This is a genomic window from Methyloglobulus sp. (assembly GCF_046714055.1).
GTDB lineage: Bacteria > Pseudomonadota > Gammaproteobacteria > Methylococcales > Methylomonadaceae > Methyloglobulus.
Genome location: NZ_JBKKBJ010000108.1, coordinates 1 through 14,969, shown reverse-complemented (window position 1 = coordinate 14,969; position 14,969 = coordinate 1). Strand labels below are relative to the sequence as shown.

The following is a 14,969-nucleotide window of genomic DNA, read 5'->3' as shown; positions in this document are numbered from 1 at the left end:
TAACCTGTTCCTGGAATAACTGGGCAAAACCGATTTTCTTGAACAACTCAAGCCCGGCAAGGTGTTTTCCCGGACTGAAGATGCCGCTAAAGAATTGGGTTGAGGCAATTCCCTCTCCCTCTGGGAGAGGGCTAGGGTGAGGGATGTAAGCGTTTGAATATAAAGCCCTCATCCCAACCTTCTCCCGAAGGGAAAAGGAGTTTTTTGAATTTTTAGAGGTTCCATTAAGATTGCAGGGCTAAACTTAAGCATGAGTTGCTTACTCTATTTTCCTACAATTAATTCGGAGAAAACCATGATAAAACAAATAGTTCCAATCTTGGGCATTATCATCTTACTTGGCACTTTGCCATGTTTTCAAGTTTCTGCAAATAGCGGCCCTAATTTTAAATCGCCTGATTTTTTGCCTAGCCTTAGCTACGGGGACACCTTTGAATTAATTCGACCCAATACGATTTTAATTAAACTAGGGGAAAAGTATGATGGGGCTAAAGACCCGGCCTTGCGTAAAGGCACCGAAAACTAGGAAGAACCGCAAGGCAGTTATTTCATCATGCCTGCTGTTGTGGTTGGGCTTATCTTTGTAATCCTGTTTTTTAATAGGGAATAATGGGCAATTAAAGCATTAACCAACTTTTCAAAAAGTTTAGGCTTATGAAGTATTAACTCCGTAGCCTTGAGCCGGAAGGCTAGCGGGTTTCGACAAGCCCGAACGGTTTCAAACATAATCGGGGCGGCCCGATAGTCCAAACTTGGCATTTTATTCACCCCAAACCTGACTGAGACGTTGGTCACGCCCACAAGTAAAGCGGTAAAACTTATACCTTTTTGGATTTTTTAGGTAGTAATCCTGGTGGTATTCTTCAGCCGGGAAAAATTTTCCGGCAGGCTTTATTGAGATAACTATAGGTTCATCGGGCAACTTTGTCTTAGCGGCTGTTTTCGCTGCTTCAGCGAGCTGTTTCTCTTTTTCATCCTGGTAAAAAATGACCGCTTTGTACGGATCGCCTTTGTCGCAAAATTGTCCATCGTCATCAAACGGGTCTATGTTATGCCAAAAGACCTCAAGAAGTTTATCATAGGTTATTTTAGCCGGATCATAAGTCACTTCCACAGCCTCTACATGGCCTGTTTTGCCGTTTGAAACCTCTCTGTAAGTGGGGTTTTCGGTATGGCCTCCGGTGTAACCCGATATCGTACTGATAACACCGGGCAAGGCATCAAACGGCGGTTCCATACACCAAAAACAGCCTCCTGCAAAAATAGCCACTGCCGTTTTTTCAGCGGCATTCTTCTCAGCCATCACACTACCACTAAGCAATAAATAACTCACCAAAACGACGTTCAGGTAATCCTGCAAAATTTTTTTTATCACTTGAACCACCCTTTTATTGTTAACTGACTATATAAGGATTCGAAATGCCTCCATTCCTTGAAGTATAACTGCGATTACTGGCTAGCCAACAATTTTTCCTGGCTTTTACTACAGACACCACATTAGTAGTGATAGCAGGTTATCCCAAACGTCGGAACTTATAAGCTAAGACAGGCACTGTTTGACAATTTTCTGAAATCAGTTAACTTGTACAACGCACCCCCAAAAACCACTATAACAACACGATGAGGCATAATAATGAAACAATATAATTGCTTGTGGATTTTTGCATTAATGTTTGTTACCAGCGCTTGCTGGGCTTACGGAGGCGGCAGTAGCAGTTCAAAAGCCTGTGACAAACCTAAATTTACAGATTTTGTTCCGGCTGAAAATGCGGAAGTTGCAACGGGTTCAGCCTTTTCTTTCACCGCATCTAAAAACGCTTACCCAAATACCATTAAGGTCACCGTAAAAGATCAGCCAGCGACCATCAAAGTCAATCCAAAAAATGACGGTACTTTTGAGGTCAGTGGAAGCCTACCTGCATCAGTTAAAAGCGCTTATGCCAGAATTGCCATCACTGCCGATGCACAAAGTAATTGCAAAGGCGCAGGCGGTTGGTTGGTGAAAGTCGCCGAGTGATTTGATTATTAATTTTGTAGATCAGAATAGGAGCGGCGTGTTGCGACACAACGGAGTCCAACGTTTGGCGCAATACGCCAACGGCTATTGCGCCTTACCCGCTAGCGGAAAATATTTAAGCAACTTCTCCTCAACACGAAGAAAACAACTATTAGACATCAACGCCGGATAGAGCGACAGCATAATGACCGCAAACCAACGCAGGTTCATGGTCAGCAGCAGACCCACATGAAACAGAATGCCTATCAAAATACTTAACTTGCGCGTGTAAGCATTTATCAGCAAGAGCGGGAACAGCAATTCCCACCATCTTATAAACTCGGCAAGACCCGCCAATATTCCTGTAATCAACGGTTTGTCAATGATAGCCCAGCCATCCCAACGGGAATAGTGTGGATGGATCAATACGTATTGCATAATCGAGCCATCCAGCCATTCATCGCTGTAAAATTTAACCCAGCCCGACACGAAATAGATCAAAGCAACCTGAAATTGAATTAACCGTAACGGCCAGACAGCGACGTGTTGCGGCTTTTTGTTTGACCAGCCATCGACCGACCAGCAGTTTCCGCAAGGCGACAGCATCAAATAAAAGCACATCACTTTAAGCACCGCATCGTCACCATCGAGCAGCAACGGATTGCGATTCCACAGTGAAACCCAAACCAGCCAGGTTATACAAGCAGTCACCTGGCTATGCCAGCCGAGCATCAGCAGGAAAGCCGACACTATTCCCACGGTAACGACCGCATAAGCCATCATTGCGGCATGACCTCCTGTTTGAATGAAAAACAGCGACCAGCTACCGCCGTTTTGTATGGTTATTTGCTGAATATCGCTCAACCAGCCCGAACCGCTAAACTGCGTTTCCACATAAGGCAACAAGCCAAGTAAATAAATAGCCGATAAGCCACCGAAAGCAATACGTAGCGCGGCATATTGCCTCGCGTCAATCGACTTGTACCAATAATTTTCCCACACGCCTTGCATCAACGGCTAATCCATAGGACTTTATCCATCCGGTAACCGGTTTTGGGCAAGTCTTTCAATTCGGGATGTAATTCAAACTGATGCAACACTAACTGGGCTGGTGCGCTATCAGCAACTTTGCTGTGATGTTGTGTTTGATAATACTGTGTAAAAGCTTCCAGCAATAATGGGTCTTCCAGGTTAACCAAATTTTCAGTTAAGCGGTACAATCGGCTGCGATCACTGCCAAACCGTTTGAACGCTTTTGAGTTGTTGTCAAGATTGCCATCCAGATTGCTGAACAAGGGCTTATCCTTGCACACTATTTTTCCCTGCTCAGGATAAGTGACGATCGAACCGCAAACTGACAAGTATTGATGGAATTTAGGGCTATGTGGCGCAAAAATATCCCAGTACTGCTGGCTACCCGTCACATCAATATACTTTTGCAGCAATGAATTCACTCTTGGGAAATCATCCAGCATCATCCATTTGAACAGCCTCGCTTCCAAGATCCCTTGCCCGGTATTTGCCAAAACCATTCCGCCAAGACTGTTCGATACCGTCCACCAGAAAATGGCGACAATATGCGACAGGCAAAAAGCTGGAATCAGCAGTTTTTTCATGATAATTGGCAATTTTCTCTGTACATGACAAAAACTAGTGCAGCACCGATTTTCGTTAGCCATAGTGTTGTTTATAATGTATTGATATTTAACAATATCATTGAAAGTCTAATCGTCAATACAACACGGTGCTGCACTAGCTAGTGACTATCAAAACTTCAGTAGAGTGTGGCGGCGTTTTTGGGACTAGCATTTAATAATGTTAAACTGATTGACCAGACTTTAGCCAGGATGCCCAGCCGATTAGGGCTAAACAAGCCTCCTCTTCAATTGCTTATCGTGTTACCGGCCAAATCAGCAACCGTAGCATTCGCGACCCCGAATACTTGGATGTTGTGTTTGATGGTCTTGGAATAGTTTTCGTGTAGATGTCCGTGAAAAATGTGCTTAACTCCCATTGCTGAGGCAAGCTCACCAATAACCGGAAACCCGTGTTTATGTGACCCTGGTGCTTCATGGGAGACCAGGATATCGGCTTTCAACTGCGCTAATGCTTGGAATTCATCATGCCAGATTGCGCCCTGATACTTTAACGGCATCTCACCACGCCTGAAATGGGGGCGTTGGGCATCAATATATTGCTGCTTGTTTGCCCATTTGGGCGCTTGTGGCGGATACCACACCCTGCCCAAAAAAATGCCGCCTAACCCGGCAATGCGGATGCCCGCAACATTAGCGACTTTTAAGTGCAGGCCTTTGTCTGCCAGCGCGGAATGGAATAGATTGTGGTGTTTGTCGGGTGTCTCGAAATCATGGTTACCGGCAATCCACCAGATTTCAGTAAAACCGACAATCTCTTGCAGCGAGTTTTCCAGCGGCGTTTCCAGGTCGTAGTCCCCCAACAGCACAACCGCTTCCGGCCTATGGTGGTGCACGGCCGTTATCAGCGGCCTAAAATTTCCGTGCGGATCGCCGGCGAATAAAATTTTCTTAGATATGTCCACAGGATTGTTATCGGGTAGTGGCGATTGATTGTGGATGATGTGCATATTAGTAGCACAGCCAACTCATTTAGGCTACTTGCAACTGCCATTATTAATGGATAAGGTTAAGGGACATAGTGCGTTCAACCCTATTAATAAGCGCATTGGTACTCGGATTGAAAAGGTATAAACCAACCTTATGAATAAGGCTTAATAATCTACGCAAATGTTACCACAACAAAATTTGATAGGATTCCCGTATTGTTGTAAGGATTTTAGGTTAATATGTACGGTTTTCAAAACTTGGCTGGTACAGGACTTAGGGTTGTCGTCCATAGCCAAGGTTAGGACCCTTAAGAGACACTACCCCAGTAGTCTCCAGAAAATTTTTATGCCCACAATAGAGTACAACTATGACAGATTTATCGCTTTACAGAAATATCGGTATATTCGCGCATGTAGATGCTGGCAAAACCACGACCACTGAGCGGATTTTAAAACTCACCGGTAAAATTCATAAAATTGGTGAAGTGCATGACGGTGCGGCGACGACCGATTTCATGGAGCAGGAACAAGAGCGCGGCATTACCATTCAATCCGCTGCGACCACCTGTTATTGGAAAGACCATCGTTTTAATATTATCGATACGCCTGGACACGTTGACTTTACTATCGAAGTCTATCGTTCGCTAAAGGTCTTGGATGGCGGCATTGGCGTGTTCTGCGGTTCTGGCGGGGTTGAGCCACAATCAGAAACCAACTGGCGTTATGCTAACGATTCTAAGGTTGCGCGGGTTATTTATGTCAATAAACTGGATCGTATAGGTGCTGATTTTTTCCGCGTAATCAAACAAGTCGAAGAAGTCCTGGGCGCGGTTCCCCTGGTGATGACGCTGCCTATTGGCACCGAAGACCAGTTCTCCGGTGTCGTGGATATTCTTACCCGCAAAGCCTGGATATGGGACGATTCCGGCGACCCGATGAATTACCATATAGATGATGTACCTGCCGATATGGTGGCGGATGTTGAGAAATGGCGTGAAAAATTGATCGACCAGGTGTCCGATCAATATGACGATGTCATGGAAAAATATCTGGAAGGTGAAGAACCTGATATTGATACCATTAAACGCTGTATCCGCAAAGGCACTATCCATCTCGATTTCTTCCCGACTTTCTGCGGTTCTTCGTTCAAAAACAAAGGGGTGCAGTTGGTATTGGATGGCGTTGTCGATTACTTGCCTTGCCCAACAGACGTTAACCCCCAGCCCGAAATTGATCTCGAAGGCAATCCTACCGGTGAATATGCGATTGTTGATGCCAATAAGCCCTTGCGTTCGTTGGCATTCAAAATCATGGACGATCGCTTTGGTGCGTTGACCTTCTTGCGTATCTACTCAGGCAAGCTGGAAAAAGGGACATCCGTGCTCAATACCTTTACTGGCAAAACCGAGCGTATCGGCCGTATTGTTGAAATGCACGCCGATGCCCGTAATGAACTGGATTCTGCCCAAGCTGGCGATATCGTCGCTGTGCTGGGCATGAAAAACGTTCAAACCGGCCATACCCTATGCGACCCAAAATTCCCTGCAACATTAGAACCGATGGTATTTCCCGATCCCGTTATCTCGGTGGCGATTAGTCCTAAGGATAAAGGCGCTTCTGAAAAAATGGGTGTCGCGCTGGGAAAAATGATCCAAGAAGATCCCTCTTTCCACGTTGTTACTGATGAAGACAGTGGCGAAACCATCCTTAAAGGCATGGGTGAGTTGCATCTTGACATTAAAGTTGATATCTTAAGACGTACCCACGGCGTAGATGTGATCGTCGGTAAGCCTCAGGTGGCTTACCGCGAGACCATCACCAAACGGGTTGAAGATGAATACACCCACAAGAAACAGTCCGGTGGTTCCGGTCAATACGGTAAAATCAATTACGTTATTGAGCCAGGTGAACCAGGCAGTGGTTTTGCGTTTGAATCAGCGGTTACTGGTGGTAACGTGCCACGCGAATACTGGCCGGCAGTCGAAAAAGGCTTTAAAAGCATGCTGGACAAAGGCGTGTTGGCAGGTTTCCCTTGTCTGGATTTTAAAGTCACCTTGACTGACGGCGCTTTCCACGCAGTTGACTCTTCTGCCCTAGCGTTCGAAATTGCCGCTAAAGCCGCGTTCCGTCAGACTATTCCAAAGGCAGGGCCTCAATTGATCGAACCGATCATGAAAGTGGACACTTTCACACCGGAAGCGCATGTCGGGGATGTGATCGGCGACCTTAACCGCCGCCGTGGCATGATTAAGTCGCAAGATCCCGGTATCACAGGTGTGCGCGTGAAAGCGGATGTGCCGCTCAGCGAAATGTTCGGTTATATCGGTGATTTGCGTACCATGACTTCAGGCCGAGGCCAGTTCTCCATGGAATTTTCACACTACATGCCGTGCCCGAAAAACGTGGCCGATGAAGTCATCAAGGAAGTTAACGAGCGTAATAAAAACAAATAGTTGTAGTCTGGGTTGAGGATCGAAAACCAGCACTACCGATGATGGCTGGGTTTATCAACCCAGCCTATGGGCTTTTGGGATCATTTTCACCATCTTCTTTGTCACCATCTTCTTTGTCACCATCTTCATTGTCACCACCATAATCGCGCAACGTTTTATTGAAGTTATCCTCTTTTGCGCTCACCTTCATCATGAACACCATCCCTCCCACTACCGCTATCACCATCACTACCTCAAACACCATCCTCAACATTGTCATCACCACTAGTTATGAGGTTAATCGAGGCGGCGGAACGCCATCGTCCGCCGTCCTGCAGATTCCCTACACTATCTTGTAGACCTCATCCGCCAACCTGTCAACCTATTTCGCCAACAGTAAATTTGGATTTGCAGAGCAACGAGGCGCATCATTCGCGAAGGCTATGTCACCCTTAAATAATGAAAATTTACCATAGCGGCACAGAGCAGCGTTTCCGGGTTGAGTTGGCGTTGCTGTTCAAAAGCCCGTCGCCAGCCCAGGTAGCTGGTTAAGTATGAGTCACCACGCCATGGAAGAGTACCAGCCACTGTGCTTTAACGGGCTTGGATGCGCTGCCACCCCGTTTACGTACCTTGCGCCCTAGGTTCCGTTGGTCTTTGTTCGATTCCAGAAGGCAGGTTCCATCGGCTTTGGTGATGCCGTGAAGCTTAGAGGGGCGATCCTGGCTGATCCAGTTCAAGAACCAGTGCCGCCATCGGAAGCCGGTGTTGCGATGGACACTAATATCGGCGGCAAACTGGTGCACGGTCAATGGCTTCGCCATCGCAGCCAGATAATCCAGCCATTTTGACTGGTCGCGAAGCCGTGCCAGCGGCGTGCCCGTGAGAGCGTTGAAGGTCTTGTGGCAATGTCGGCGATAATAACGTTGCAGCCCGCTAACCCAACCGTTGCGGTACAACTCGGCATTGGCACAGTGTGGACAGGCATTTTGCCCCAAAGCAGGCCTCAATCAAGTCAAGGGCATTGGCTCCGTCGGAGGCTTGTTTCAAGGCCGCACTCAACCGTTTGCGTTGATGACAGCCTAAGTCACGAAGAGCTAATTAACTGCATAAATTCTGCCCTTCCCATGATGGTCTCCCAGTGAAATCCTAAAAGCTTATCCACAAATAACTTGATAAATTCCAGGTTATTGTGAAAGAATTTCAACAAATTACCTTAGCAAAGGCTGCAATACATTGAAAAGACTACAAAGCCGGAAAGTTACCGATGATTTTTGGATGCGCGTGGAAGGGTTGATCCTAGGGCGGCAAAGGGATTCCGACAAGGCCTACAAACGCAAGCTGGGCAGTGGCAGGAAGCCGCAAGACCCACGGAAAGTGTTTGAGGGCATCCTGTACGTGTTGCGTACGGGCTGCCCATGGGAAGCGCTCCCCAAGGCCGACTTTGGCAGCGCCAGCGCAGTCCACAAGTGTTTCCTCGAATGGCAGGCAGCGGGGCTGTTCGAGCGGCTATGGCGAGCCTGCCTGCTGGAATACGGCGAACTGGGGGCTGGCCTGGGAATGGCAAAGCCTGGACGGCGCGATGGTCAAGGTGCCGATGGCGCTGGAACTGGTGGGCAGGAACTCCACCGGCCGGGGAAAAAGGCAAGCTAAAGGAGCCTGCTAGTTGATGAAAAGGGGCGATTGTGCTCAGGCGCAAACACCCATGATGTCAAGCTGCTCGCCGCCATCCTGGATGGGGTCATCATCGAGCGTCCTGACAAAGGCCGGGATCCCTGTCCACATAAAATCTTTGTTTGGATGCCCCGGTTACGTGGGCGAGACTGCCCAGCGCGAGGTCGGGGAAAGGGGCTATGTCCCCCGTGTCAGGCCGTGCGGCGAAGATGTCAAGGAAAAAACAAGAACCCTGGCTTCAAGGCTAGGCATTGGGTTATCGAAGTTTGCCATTCCTGGTTCAACCGGTTCAGGAAACTCCCGGTGCGATATGAAAAAATGGACAGGAGCCACCTCAGCCTGCTCATGCTGGCCGCTTCGGTCATCGTCCTAGGTAGAATCAATCGGAAAAACCAGGGGAATATTATTTATGGATAAGTTCTAAGTACATTGAACAGGATTCGGCCGAATTTGCGGCTTCATTTATCTCATATCTTTCGGAAATGGGTATATTGACGAAAGTCGGCATTCATAATTTTACTACCGATAACAAGTCTGGATCATGCCCTCTGCCGTAAGCCCTCAAAGAATGGAATGTTGTTAACTCGGACTAATTGGGTATCATTGTGTAACCTACTACTATGTGGATAAACAATAAAAAAGTTGCACATGGATTTGCTGATAAGGCAATTCCACGTAACTTTGAGGTTAGCGTCAAAATTTTTGTAATCCTGGTACGGCAACTAATTATCTTAAAGAATAAGGATAACTCCCCTTCCGAATATTGAAAAATGCCAGTTCTGGCAGGCTCGCTAAAACCCCTCGAACCCCTATTTTTATTTCCTTGCCTTCGTCGAACGGCCAGCGTATCAAGCCCAATACACTTTGGCTTGTGGCCGCCAGGGTGTTGACCGCGCCAAACAACGGTCGAAGCAAAATGGTATCATCCGTAAAAAACACAAACCAGGCATCATCCGGGTTATGGTCGTACAGGCTTGAGCTGAAAACATTCGATTCACGGGCAAACACCCAACTATCGACCTCCCGATTGTACATTTTTGTCAATTCCTGTTGCCGGTAAGCAGGCAGTTCCCTGATGTTGACGACGTTATACGCCTCTTGTACCGAGTCGAACGCTTGGAAGGGAATAAAATTAATTTTAGGGCCAATGAATCCGCCCAGCATTTGTTCCGACTGCCCAGATACCGCTTGATTGATGAGTTCAAACAGGGCTGTGACACAATTTTTAGTCAACAAGTGATAGGCATTGCGGTCGCTATCTTCCGTGATTAGGCGTTCAGCGTCCATCTCCTGATGATGCAGGGCAATTTCTAGTTGTCCTGCGGGCAGATCCGTCAATAAAAAACGGGTTGAAGGAATACTTTTTTCCGGCAGCGGTTGTTCGCTTTGATAACGTAATGCCCCTGTTTTGTCACTTTCTAGCCATTGTTGATAGCGGTTTGCTGCCATTTCTAGGGTAACGTAGCGTCGTTCATAAGAACCTGAACTTCCCCCCAAGTCAGAGACCGCCTCGTGCAAACGCATTAAATCACCTCGACGCTGCTTTTGCATGTGTCCGTCATAAAGCGCTAATTGTTGCTTAGGGATAGCAATGGCATTTTCGTTAGTGTCATCCAGAAATGTCCAATGCCGGGCCTTTATGGATTGCTCAATAACGATCAACCGCGCCAATGTTACGAACAAGGCATAGCCCCAGTCAGGTCGTTTTGAAACCATTAAGGACTGGACTGTGTGCAATTGTGCTTGTTGATAATCTTTCGCTTGTTTTATTTCTTCACCATTCAGCCGCATTTCCAGGAGATCAGCTTCGAAACACGCTCTGTCCGTCAAGGGTTGATATCTCTGCAAAACCTGTAAGGCCAGCAAGCCATTCAGCAAATCGCTGTACCGTTCAGAAAAGGAATAATGAGAAGCATCGCTTATATCGGCGGGAGAAAGCTGGTCTATCGCTTTATTCAAGTAGATTATTTTTTCCGACAGAAATTTTTTACCATACTGAGTTTCAAGCTGTTGCCTTACCTCGGCTATGATTTTTGCACTTGATAGAGTCGTATCGCATTCGGCAACCGTTTTTTTTGCCGCCCCCCAATTACCATCGCTGTAAAACAAGCCCGCCCCTGGCAAATGTGGCGATAATTCCGGTGCGGCTGAGGAAGTTACCGGCTTGCCTGCCTTCCATTGCAACAAAGCCCGCAACAAGGATTGATCGTGCTGTAAGGCCCGTAAATGCTTTAGCCGTTGCGTTTGCCCGAAAAACCGCACCTTAAAATAACTGCTTATACGATCATAAGCGCTATCGGACACTTCAATATCTGCAATGTGTAAGCTGCGGTTCTGGAGTAATTGATAATTAACTTGAAAAGCGCCTGCATGGTGCTTGAACAGGCGGATGAGTGCGTTTTCATATTGGTAATGATAGACATCGTCGCCCAACTGGACGGCAACGTGTCCACCACTGGAATTGCCTTCGCTGGCTTCTATGTATAAGAATTGAAATACTTTCGCGTTTGCGCTGCCCACAAATAGCAGTAATCCCAGTAATACCGCTTTCACACTGGATTGGCCTTAGTTATTGTAACCTTCTTGAATATCTTCCATTTTGCCCGAATCGCCGTTGGACAATTGCTTTTTGTAATTGTCGTACTGAGCACCAGAAACCCTGGCTTTTCTCAACCCTTTGCCGATAGCCCGATAAGTTTTTGGGTTAGCTTCCCAATCCACGATGCTGTTCTGTGAGGCGACATCACTGATGCCTTTCATAAAGGCATTTTGATTGGCTAGGCTGGAATTTGTGCGCATATACGTCACCGTAAAATCCTGAACCTCATTTTCATATTGGTTATCGCCAGTCTTCTTGGTATCCTTTTCGCTACTTTTGCTGGGCGAGGTTGAAAAACCTGAAACGCTATCCGAGATTGAGCCAACGCTGTCGGATATGGAACAGCCGCTAAGGGCAAGCACTGTGCTTACTCCCAAAACAGCGTAATAGCGTGTACTCGTATGACCTAAACTAACCATAATCTCTCCAAAATATGCCATCAGCACACGATAAAATACGAAAACCTGTAAATCCTACGTCGGCTGAACCAGCAAGGCGTTACTTTTCTGTTTAAGGAAACCCTGAACAAGTTGATTCCATCCATGGTTCGACAGGCTCAGGACTTGGCAAGATATTTCCACTTACCCAAACATCGTACCAGTTTCTTGCCACCATTAGAACCATTCTAAGCTAAAAATAACCGCAGAAGGTTTACGATAAGAAAAACTCCGGCTTGCATCGCAACACTGTCATATTATAATCCCTGTGTTTTTTACGATCCTTAAGGAAATAAATATGAAGAAATCTTACCTGTATATCCCATTGTTGCCTTTTTTGTTTGTGGCAGTCGCCCAGGCACACGGCCCCGTTCGTCAAAAAGTTGAGGAACAAATCACTATTAACGCGCCTGCCAAAAAAGTGTGGGGCATTATCAAGGAATACGGCGACATGTCGTGGTTGCCCGCTGTTAAAAATACTACCGGCCAAGGCGGTAATAGCGTAGGCGCAACCCGCGTGTTGACTTTGCAAGACGGCGGCACGATTACCGAAGAACTCAAAAAGTACGATGAAGGCAAAATGTCTTTTGCCTACAAAATTACGGAAATGAGCACCGCCAAAACCATTAGCCATGCCGGTGCAGAAGCAAAAGTCCCGGTGTTGCCAGCAGACAATTACGCAGCCAGCATGGATCTTGAAGCGAAAGGCGATACCACGGTGGTCATTTGGAAAGCGGGCTTTTACCGCGCTTATACCAACAACAATCCACCGCCGGAAATGAATGAAGAAGCGGCCAATACCGCGGTAAAAGCAATCTTTAAAGCAGGGTTGGAGAATTTAAAAACCTTGGCTGAGAAGTAATAGTAACTCAGCGCATAAGGCCAATAAGGTGTTACGAGCAAATTATCTGGCGGCAGTTATGGCATTGGCTGCTGTTGGTTTGGCCTTACCGCTTGCGGCGGCGCCTTATGCCTACATCAGCAATCAACTGGATGACAGCGTATCGGTTATTGATACGCAAACTGGAACGGTAGTTGACACGATTGTCGTCCAAGGCAAACCGGCTGGCGTTGCGGTATCGCCGGATGGTGATAAGGTCTACGCCAGTACGCCCGAAGCCAACGGTTTTGCGGTTATTGACACCAAACAGCGTAAAGTCATCGCTAAAGTCAAGGTAACTGAAGGCTCTTTAGGGATAACCGTTAGCCCGGACGGCAAGCACATTTATGTTGCCGATTGGTATAACAATACCGTCTCGGTTATTGACGCTGAGAACTTGAAGATTATCGGCACGATTGCCGTAGGGGAATCGCCGTCCGGCCTCATGGTCAGCCCCAACAACCGCTGGTTGTATGTCGCCAACCGTCTTGATAATTCAGTGTCCAAGATTGACACCCAAAAGATGGCAGTCATAAAAACGGTACAGGTTGGCGAACATCCCTTTGGCCTGACGCTAGATACCCGTGGCGACCGCCTTTATGCCGCCAACGTAAAGAGTGATGATGTCACAGTGGTAGAAACAAGGGCTATGAAAGCGATTGCCACCGTGAAAGTTAATATGCTGCCTTATGCAACAGCCTTGGCGCTTAACGACAGCCGCCTGTTTGTGACGAATCAGGATGATGGTTCGGTTTCCGTAATCGACACGGAAACGCTGAAAGAAATCGGCTTGATCCCCGTCGGCGATAAGCCCGAAGGCATCAGCACCCACCCGGATGACCGGTATGTCTACGTGGCAAACTGGTTTGACGGTAACGTTTCTGTCATCGATGCCAGGAATTTAAAGGTTGTCAACACCATTAAAACAGGCGAAGGGAGCCGAGGCTTTGGGCAGTTTTTTGGTAAATAATAAAAACTCTTTCCCAGGAGCAACACCATTAAACTAAACTGTCATACCGGCATTCCCCACGGCAATCCCTGACCGGGGGCAGGCTTTGCCGGAACAACGAGCTTTTTCTTAACTTAATGGCATTGATCCAATAAACTAATTAGGCACAATATGGCAGAAACAGTAGACGAGTTAACCGTATCTTATCAGGATGGCGGCATTGAAACGGTTAAGGAACTGGAAAAAAAAGTACTGACCAAAGGCGCATGGGCCACGGTGATATTCCGTTATCAGGACTGGAATAACACAAAGGGGGAATATGGCCTGGATAAATATACCATTCGCCGTTATCAAAAACAGAATGGCGAATACCGGCAGAAATCCAAGTTCAACATTTCAAGCAAAGAGCAAGCGAAGGCCATCATAGGAGCTTTGACGGATTGGATTGGGGATGAGTAGGTCCCATAGGATAACGGATGTAGAATTGCTAATTAAATATACATACTGTATCAGTAGTGTCTGGCAACTTTGTTGATTCAGCTTCCTAAGATGTTGATCGTTAATAGTAAAAGGCGTGTTTAGGGATGTCACCGATTTCAACTATATGAGTTTTTTGGGAAACTGGGGCTTTCGCCCTCCGGTTGCCCATCATGCATTCCGGAAAACTGGTGTTTGCACAACTCATGGATCATCCCCCCTTCATACGTTTCGCCGCTCAGTGGAGCGTTTTCCTCCCAACTATCCAACCAAGGCCTTTTCACATCTTGACCACAACTCTCCATGGCCTTCGCGCAACTGACTTACCGAGGGCCTGCGCGATATTGAGGCCTGTCTGCGCGCCCATCAGGCCAAGCTTTACCATTTAGGCACCCGTGGCCGGGCTTCCCGTTCCACATTGGCTGATGCCAACGAACAGCGCGACTGGCGCATCTACGCCGATTTCGCCATGCGCCTGATTGGGACGGCAAGAAAGCCCTACGCCAACGACAGCTTTTCGGTGGAACTCGCGCAGACCACCTACGCACTGGACACCACTACCATAGGCCTGTGCCTCTCGGTGTTCCCATGGGCGCATTTCCGTACCACCAAGGCTGCCGTCAAGCTCCATACCCTGCTTGATCTTGCCCCAATTTCACGGACACCCCGTTAAGCGACTTTATTGGCTTCAAAAGCAACTGGGCTCATATAGCCCAATCTGGGGTGAAGCCGTTTGCGGTTGTAACACACTCCAATATATTCGAACACTTGACACTTGGCATCGAAACGGGTCTGGAACCGTCCACCATGCACCGCTTCGACCTTGAAGCTGTGGTCCCAACTTTCCATGGCCGCCTTGTCATAACAGTCGCCTTTCTTGCCCATACTACCGGTTAGTTGGTGTTTATGGAAAAGCTCCTGGTAGGCGGACGGACAATATT

Annotated in this window: 14 protein-coding genes and 3 pseudogenes; 8 read left to right on the top strand and 9 right to left on the bottom strand. The window is 47.4% G+C overall.

Annotated elements, in window-relative coordinates; genetic code table 11:
- Positions 1–295: 295 nt before the first annotated feature.
- Positions 296–526 carry a hypothetical protein gene (locus ACLQ6D_RS06830; RefSeq protein WP_411726533.1) on the top strand — a complete coding sequence of 77 codons (231 nt, stop codon included), beginning with the start codon at positions 296–298 and terminating at the stop codon, positions 524–526.
- Positions 527–760: 234 nt separating this feature from the next.
- On the opposite strand, the gene msrA is transcribed toward ACLQ6D_RS06830, so the two are convergent.
- Entirely contained in the window at positions 761–1,375 is a 615-nt protein-coding gene (gene msrA, locus ACLQ6D_RS06825; protein ID WP_411726532.1) for a peptide-methionine (S)-S-oxide reductase MsrA, read from the bottom strand.
- 258 nt (positions 1,376–1,633) lie between these two features.
- Here msrA and ACLQ6D_RS06820 point away from each other — a divergent pair, with 258 nt between their 5' ends.
- Positions 1,634–2,017, top strand: a complete 384-nt coding sequence (locus ACLQ6D_RS06820; protein ID WP_411726531.1) for a hypothetical protein — start codon at positions 1,634–1,636, stop codon at positions 2,015–2,017.
- An 84-nt stretch (positions 2,018–2,101) separates the two neighbouring features.
- Here ACLQ6D_RS06820 and ACLQ6D_RS06815 read toward each other — a convergent pair whose 3' ends face one another.
- The 3 genes from ACLQ6D_RS06815 to ACLQ6D_RS06805 all read right to left on the bottom strand — a co-directional run bounded on the left by ACLQ6D_RS06815 (position 2,102) and on the right by ACLQ6D_RS06805 (position 4,601).
- Positions 2,102–3,007 carry an HTTM domain-containing protein gene (locus tag ACLQ6D_RS06815; RefSeq protein WP_411726535.1) on the bottom strand — a complete coding sequence of 302 codons (906 nt, stop codon included), beginning with the start codon at positions 3,005–3,007 and terminating at the stop codon, positions 2,102–2,104.
- Entirely contained in the window at positions 3,007–3,612 is a 606-nt protein-coding gene (locus tag ACLQ6D_RS06810) for a hypothetical protein (protein ID WP_411726530.1), read from the bottom strand. The genes ACLQ6D_RS06815 and ACLQ6D_RS06810 overlap by 1 nt, the downstream gene beginning before the upstream one ends.
- Before the next feature lie 266 nt (positions 3,613–3,878).
- On the bottom strand, positions 3,879–4,601 hold the full coding sequence (locus tag ACLQ6D_RS06805) for a metallophosphoesterase family protein (RefSeq protein ID WP_411726529.1): 723 nt from the start codon (positions 4,599–4,601) through the stop codon (positions 3,879–3,881).
- 347 nt (positions 4,602–4,948) lie between these two features.
- On the opposite strand from ACLQ6D_RS06805, the gene fusA reads away from it, so the two are divergent.
- Complete coding sequence (fusA, locus tag ACLQ6D_RS06800) at positions 4,949–7,033, top strand: elongation factor G (RefSeq protein ID WP_411726528.1); 2,085 nt, start codon at positions 4,949–4,951, stop codon at positions 7,031–7,033.
- 64 nt (positions 7,034–7,097) lie between these two features.
- Here fusA and ACLQ6D_RS06795 read toward each other — a convergent pair whose 3' ends face one another.
- Both ACLQ6D_RS06795 and ACLQ6D_RS06790 read right to left on the bottom strand, forming a co-directional pair.
- Positions 7,098–7,292, bottom strand: coding sequence for a hypothetical protein (locus ACLQ6D_RS06795; RefSeq protein WP_411726527.1), 195 nt, complete (start codon positions 7,290–7,292; stop codon positions 7,098–7,100).
- Positions 7,293–7,453: 161 nt separating this feature from the next.
- Positions 7,454–8,141, bottom strand: a pseudogene (locus ACLQ6D_RS06790) (transposase).
- Between the two features lie 107 nt (positions 8,142–8,248).
- Between ACLQ6D_RS06790 and ACLQ6D_RS06785 the strand changes: the two are divergent.
- Positions 8,249–9,103 (top strand): annotated as a pseudogene (locus ACLQ6D_RS06785) (IS5 family transposase).
- 309 nt (positions 9,104–9,412) lie between these two features.
- On the opposite strand, the gene ACLQ6D_RS06780 reads toward ACLQ6D_RS06785, so the two are convergent.
- Together ACLQ6D_RS06780 and ACLQ6D_RS06775 are read right to left on the bottom strand one after the other, a co-directional pair.
- On the bottom strand, positions 9,413–11,239 hold the full coding sequence (locus ACLQ6D_RS06780; protein ID WP_411726526.1) for a hypothetical protein: 1,827 nt from the start codon (positions 11,237–11,239) through the stop codon (positions 9,413–9,415).
- A gap of 12 nt (positions 11,240–11,251) precedes the next feature.
- Positions 11,252–11,704 (bottom strand): putative lipoprotein, encoded by a 453-nt coding sequence (locus ACLQ6D_RS06775; protein ID WP_411726525.1) that lies wholly within the window; start codon positions 11,702–11,704, stop codon positions 11,252–11,254.
- Between the two features lie 316 nt (positions 11,705–12,020).
- Here ACLQ6D_RS06775 and ACLQ6D_RS06770 point away from each other — a divergent pair, with 316 nt between their 5' ends.
- The 4 genes and pseudogenes from ACLQ6D_RS06770 to ACLQ6D_RS06755 form a co-directional block, all read left to right on the top strand.
- On the top strand, positions 12,021–12,584 hold the full coding sequence (locus tag ACLQ6D_RS06770) for an SRPBCC family protein (RefSeq protein WP_411726524.1): 564 nt from the start codon (positions 12,021–12,023) through the stop codon (positions 12,582–12,584).
- A gap of 58 nt (positions 12,585–12,642) precedes the next feature.
- The gene (locus ACLQ6D_RS06765; RefSeq protein ID WP_411726534.1) at positions 12,643–13,572 is read left to right on the top strand and encodes a beta-propeller fold lactonase family protein; all 930 of its coding nucleotides are present in this window, start codon (positions 12,643–12,645) and stop codon (positions 13,570–13,572) included.
- A 150-nt stretch (positions 13,573–13,722) separates the two neighbouring features.
- Positions 13,723–14,010, top strand: coding sequence for a hypothetical protein (locus tag ACLQ6D_RS06760; protein WP_411726523.1), 288 nt, complete (start codon positions 13,723–13,725; stop codon positions 14,008–14,010).
- A gap of 191 nt (positions 14,011–14,201) precedes the next feature.
- Positions 14,202–14,674: pseudogene (locus tag ACLQ6D_RS06755) on the top strand (DUF4372 domain-containing protein); the annotation flags it as partial.
- Between the two features lie 23 nt (positions 14,675–14,697).
- Here ACLQ6D_RS06755 and ACLQ6D_RS06750 read toward each other — a convergent pair.
- The coding region (locus tag ACLQ6D_RS06750) for an IS3 family transposase (RefSeq protein ID WP_411726522.1) at positions 14,698–14,969 on the bottom strand (272 nt) is incomplete at its 5' end.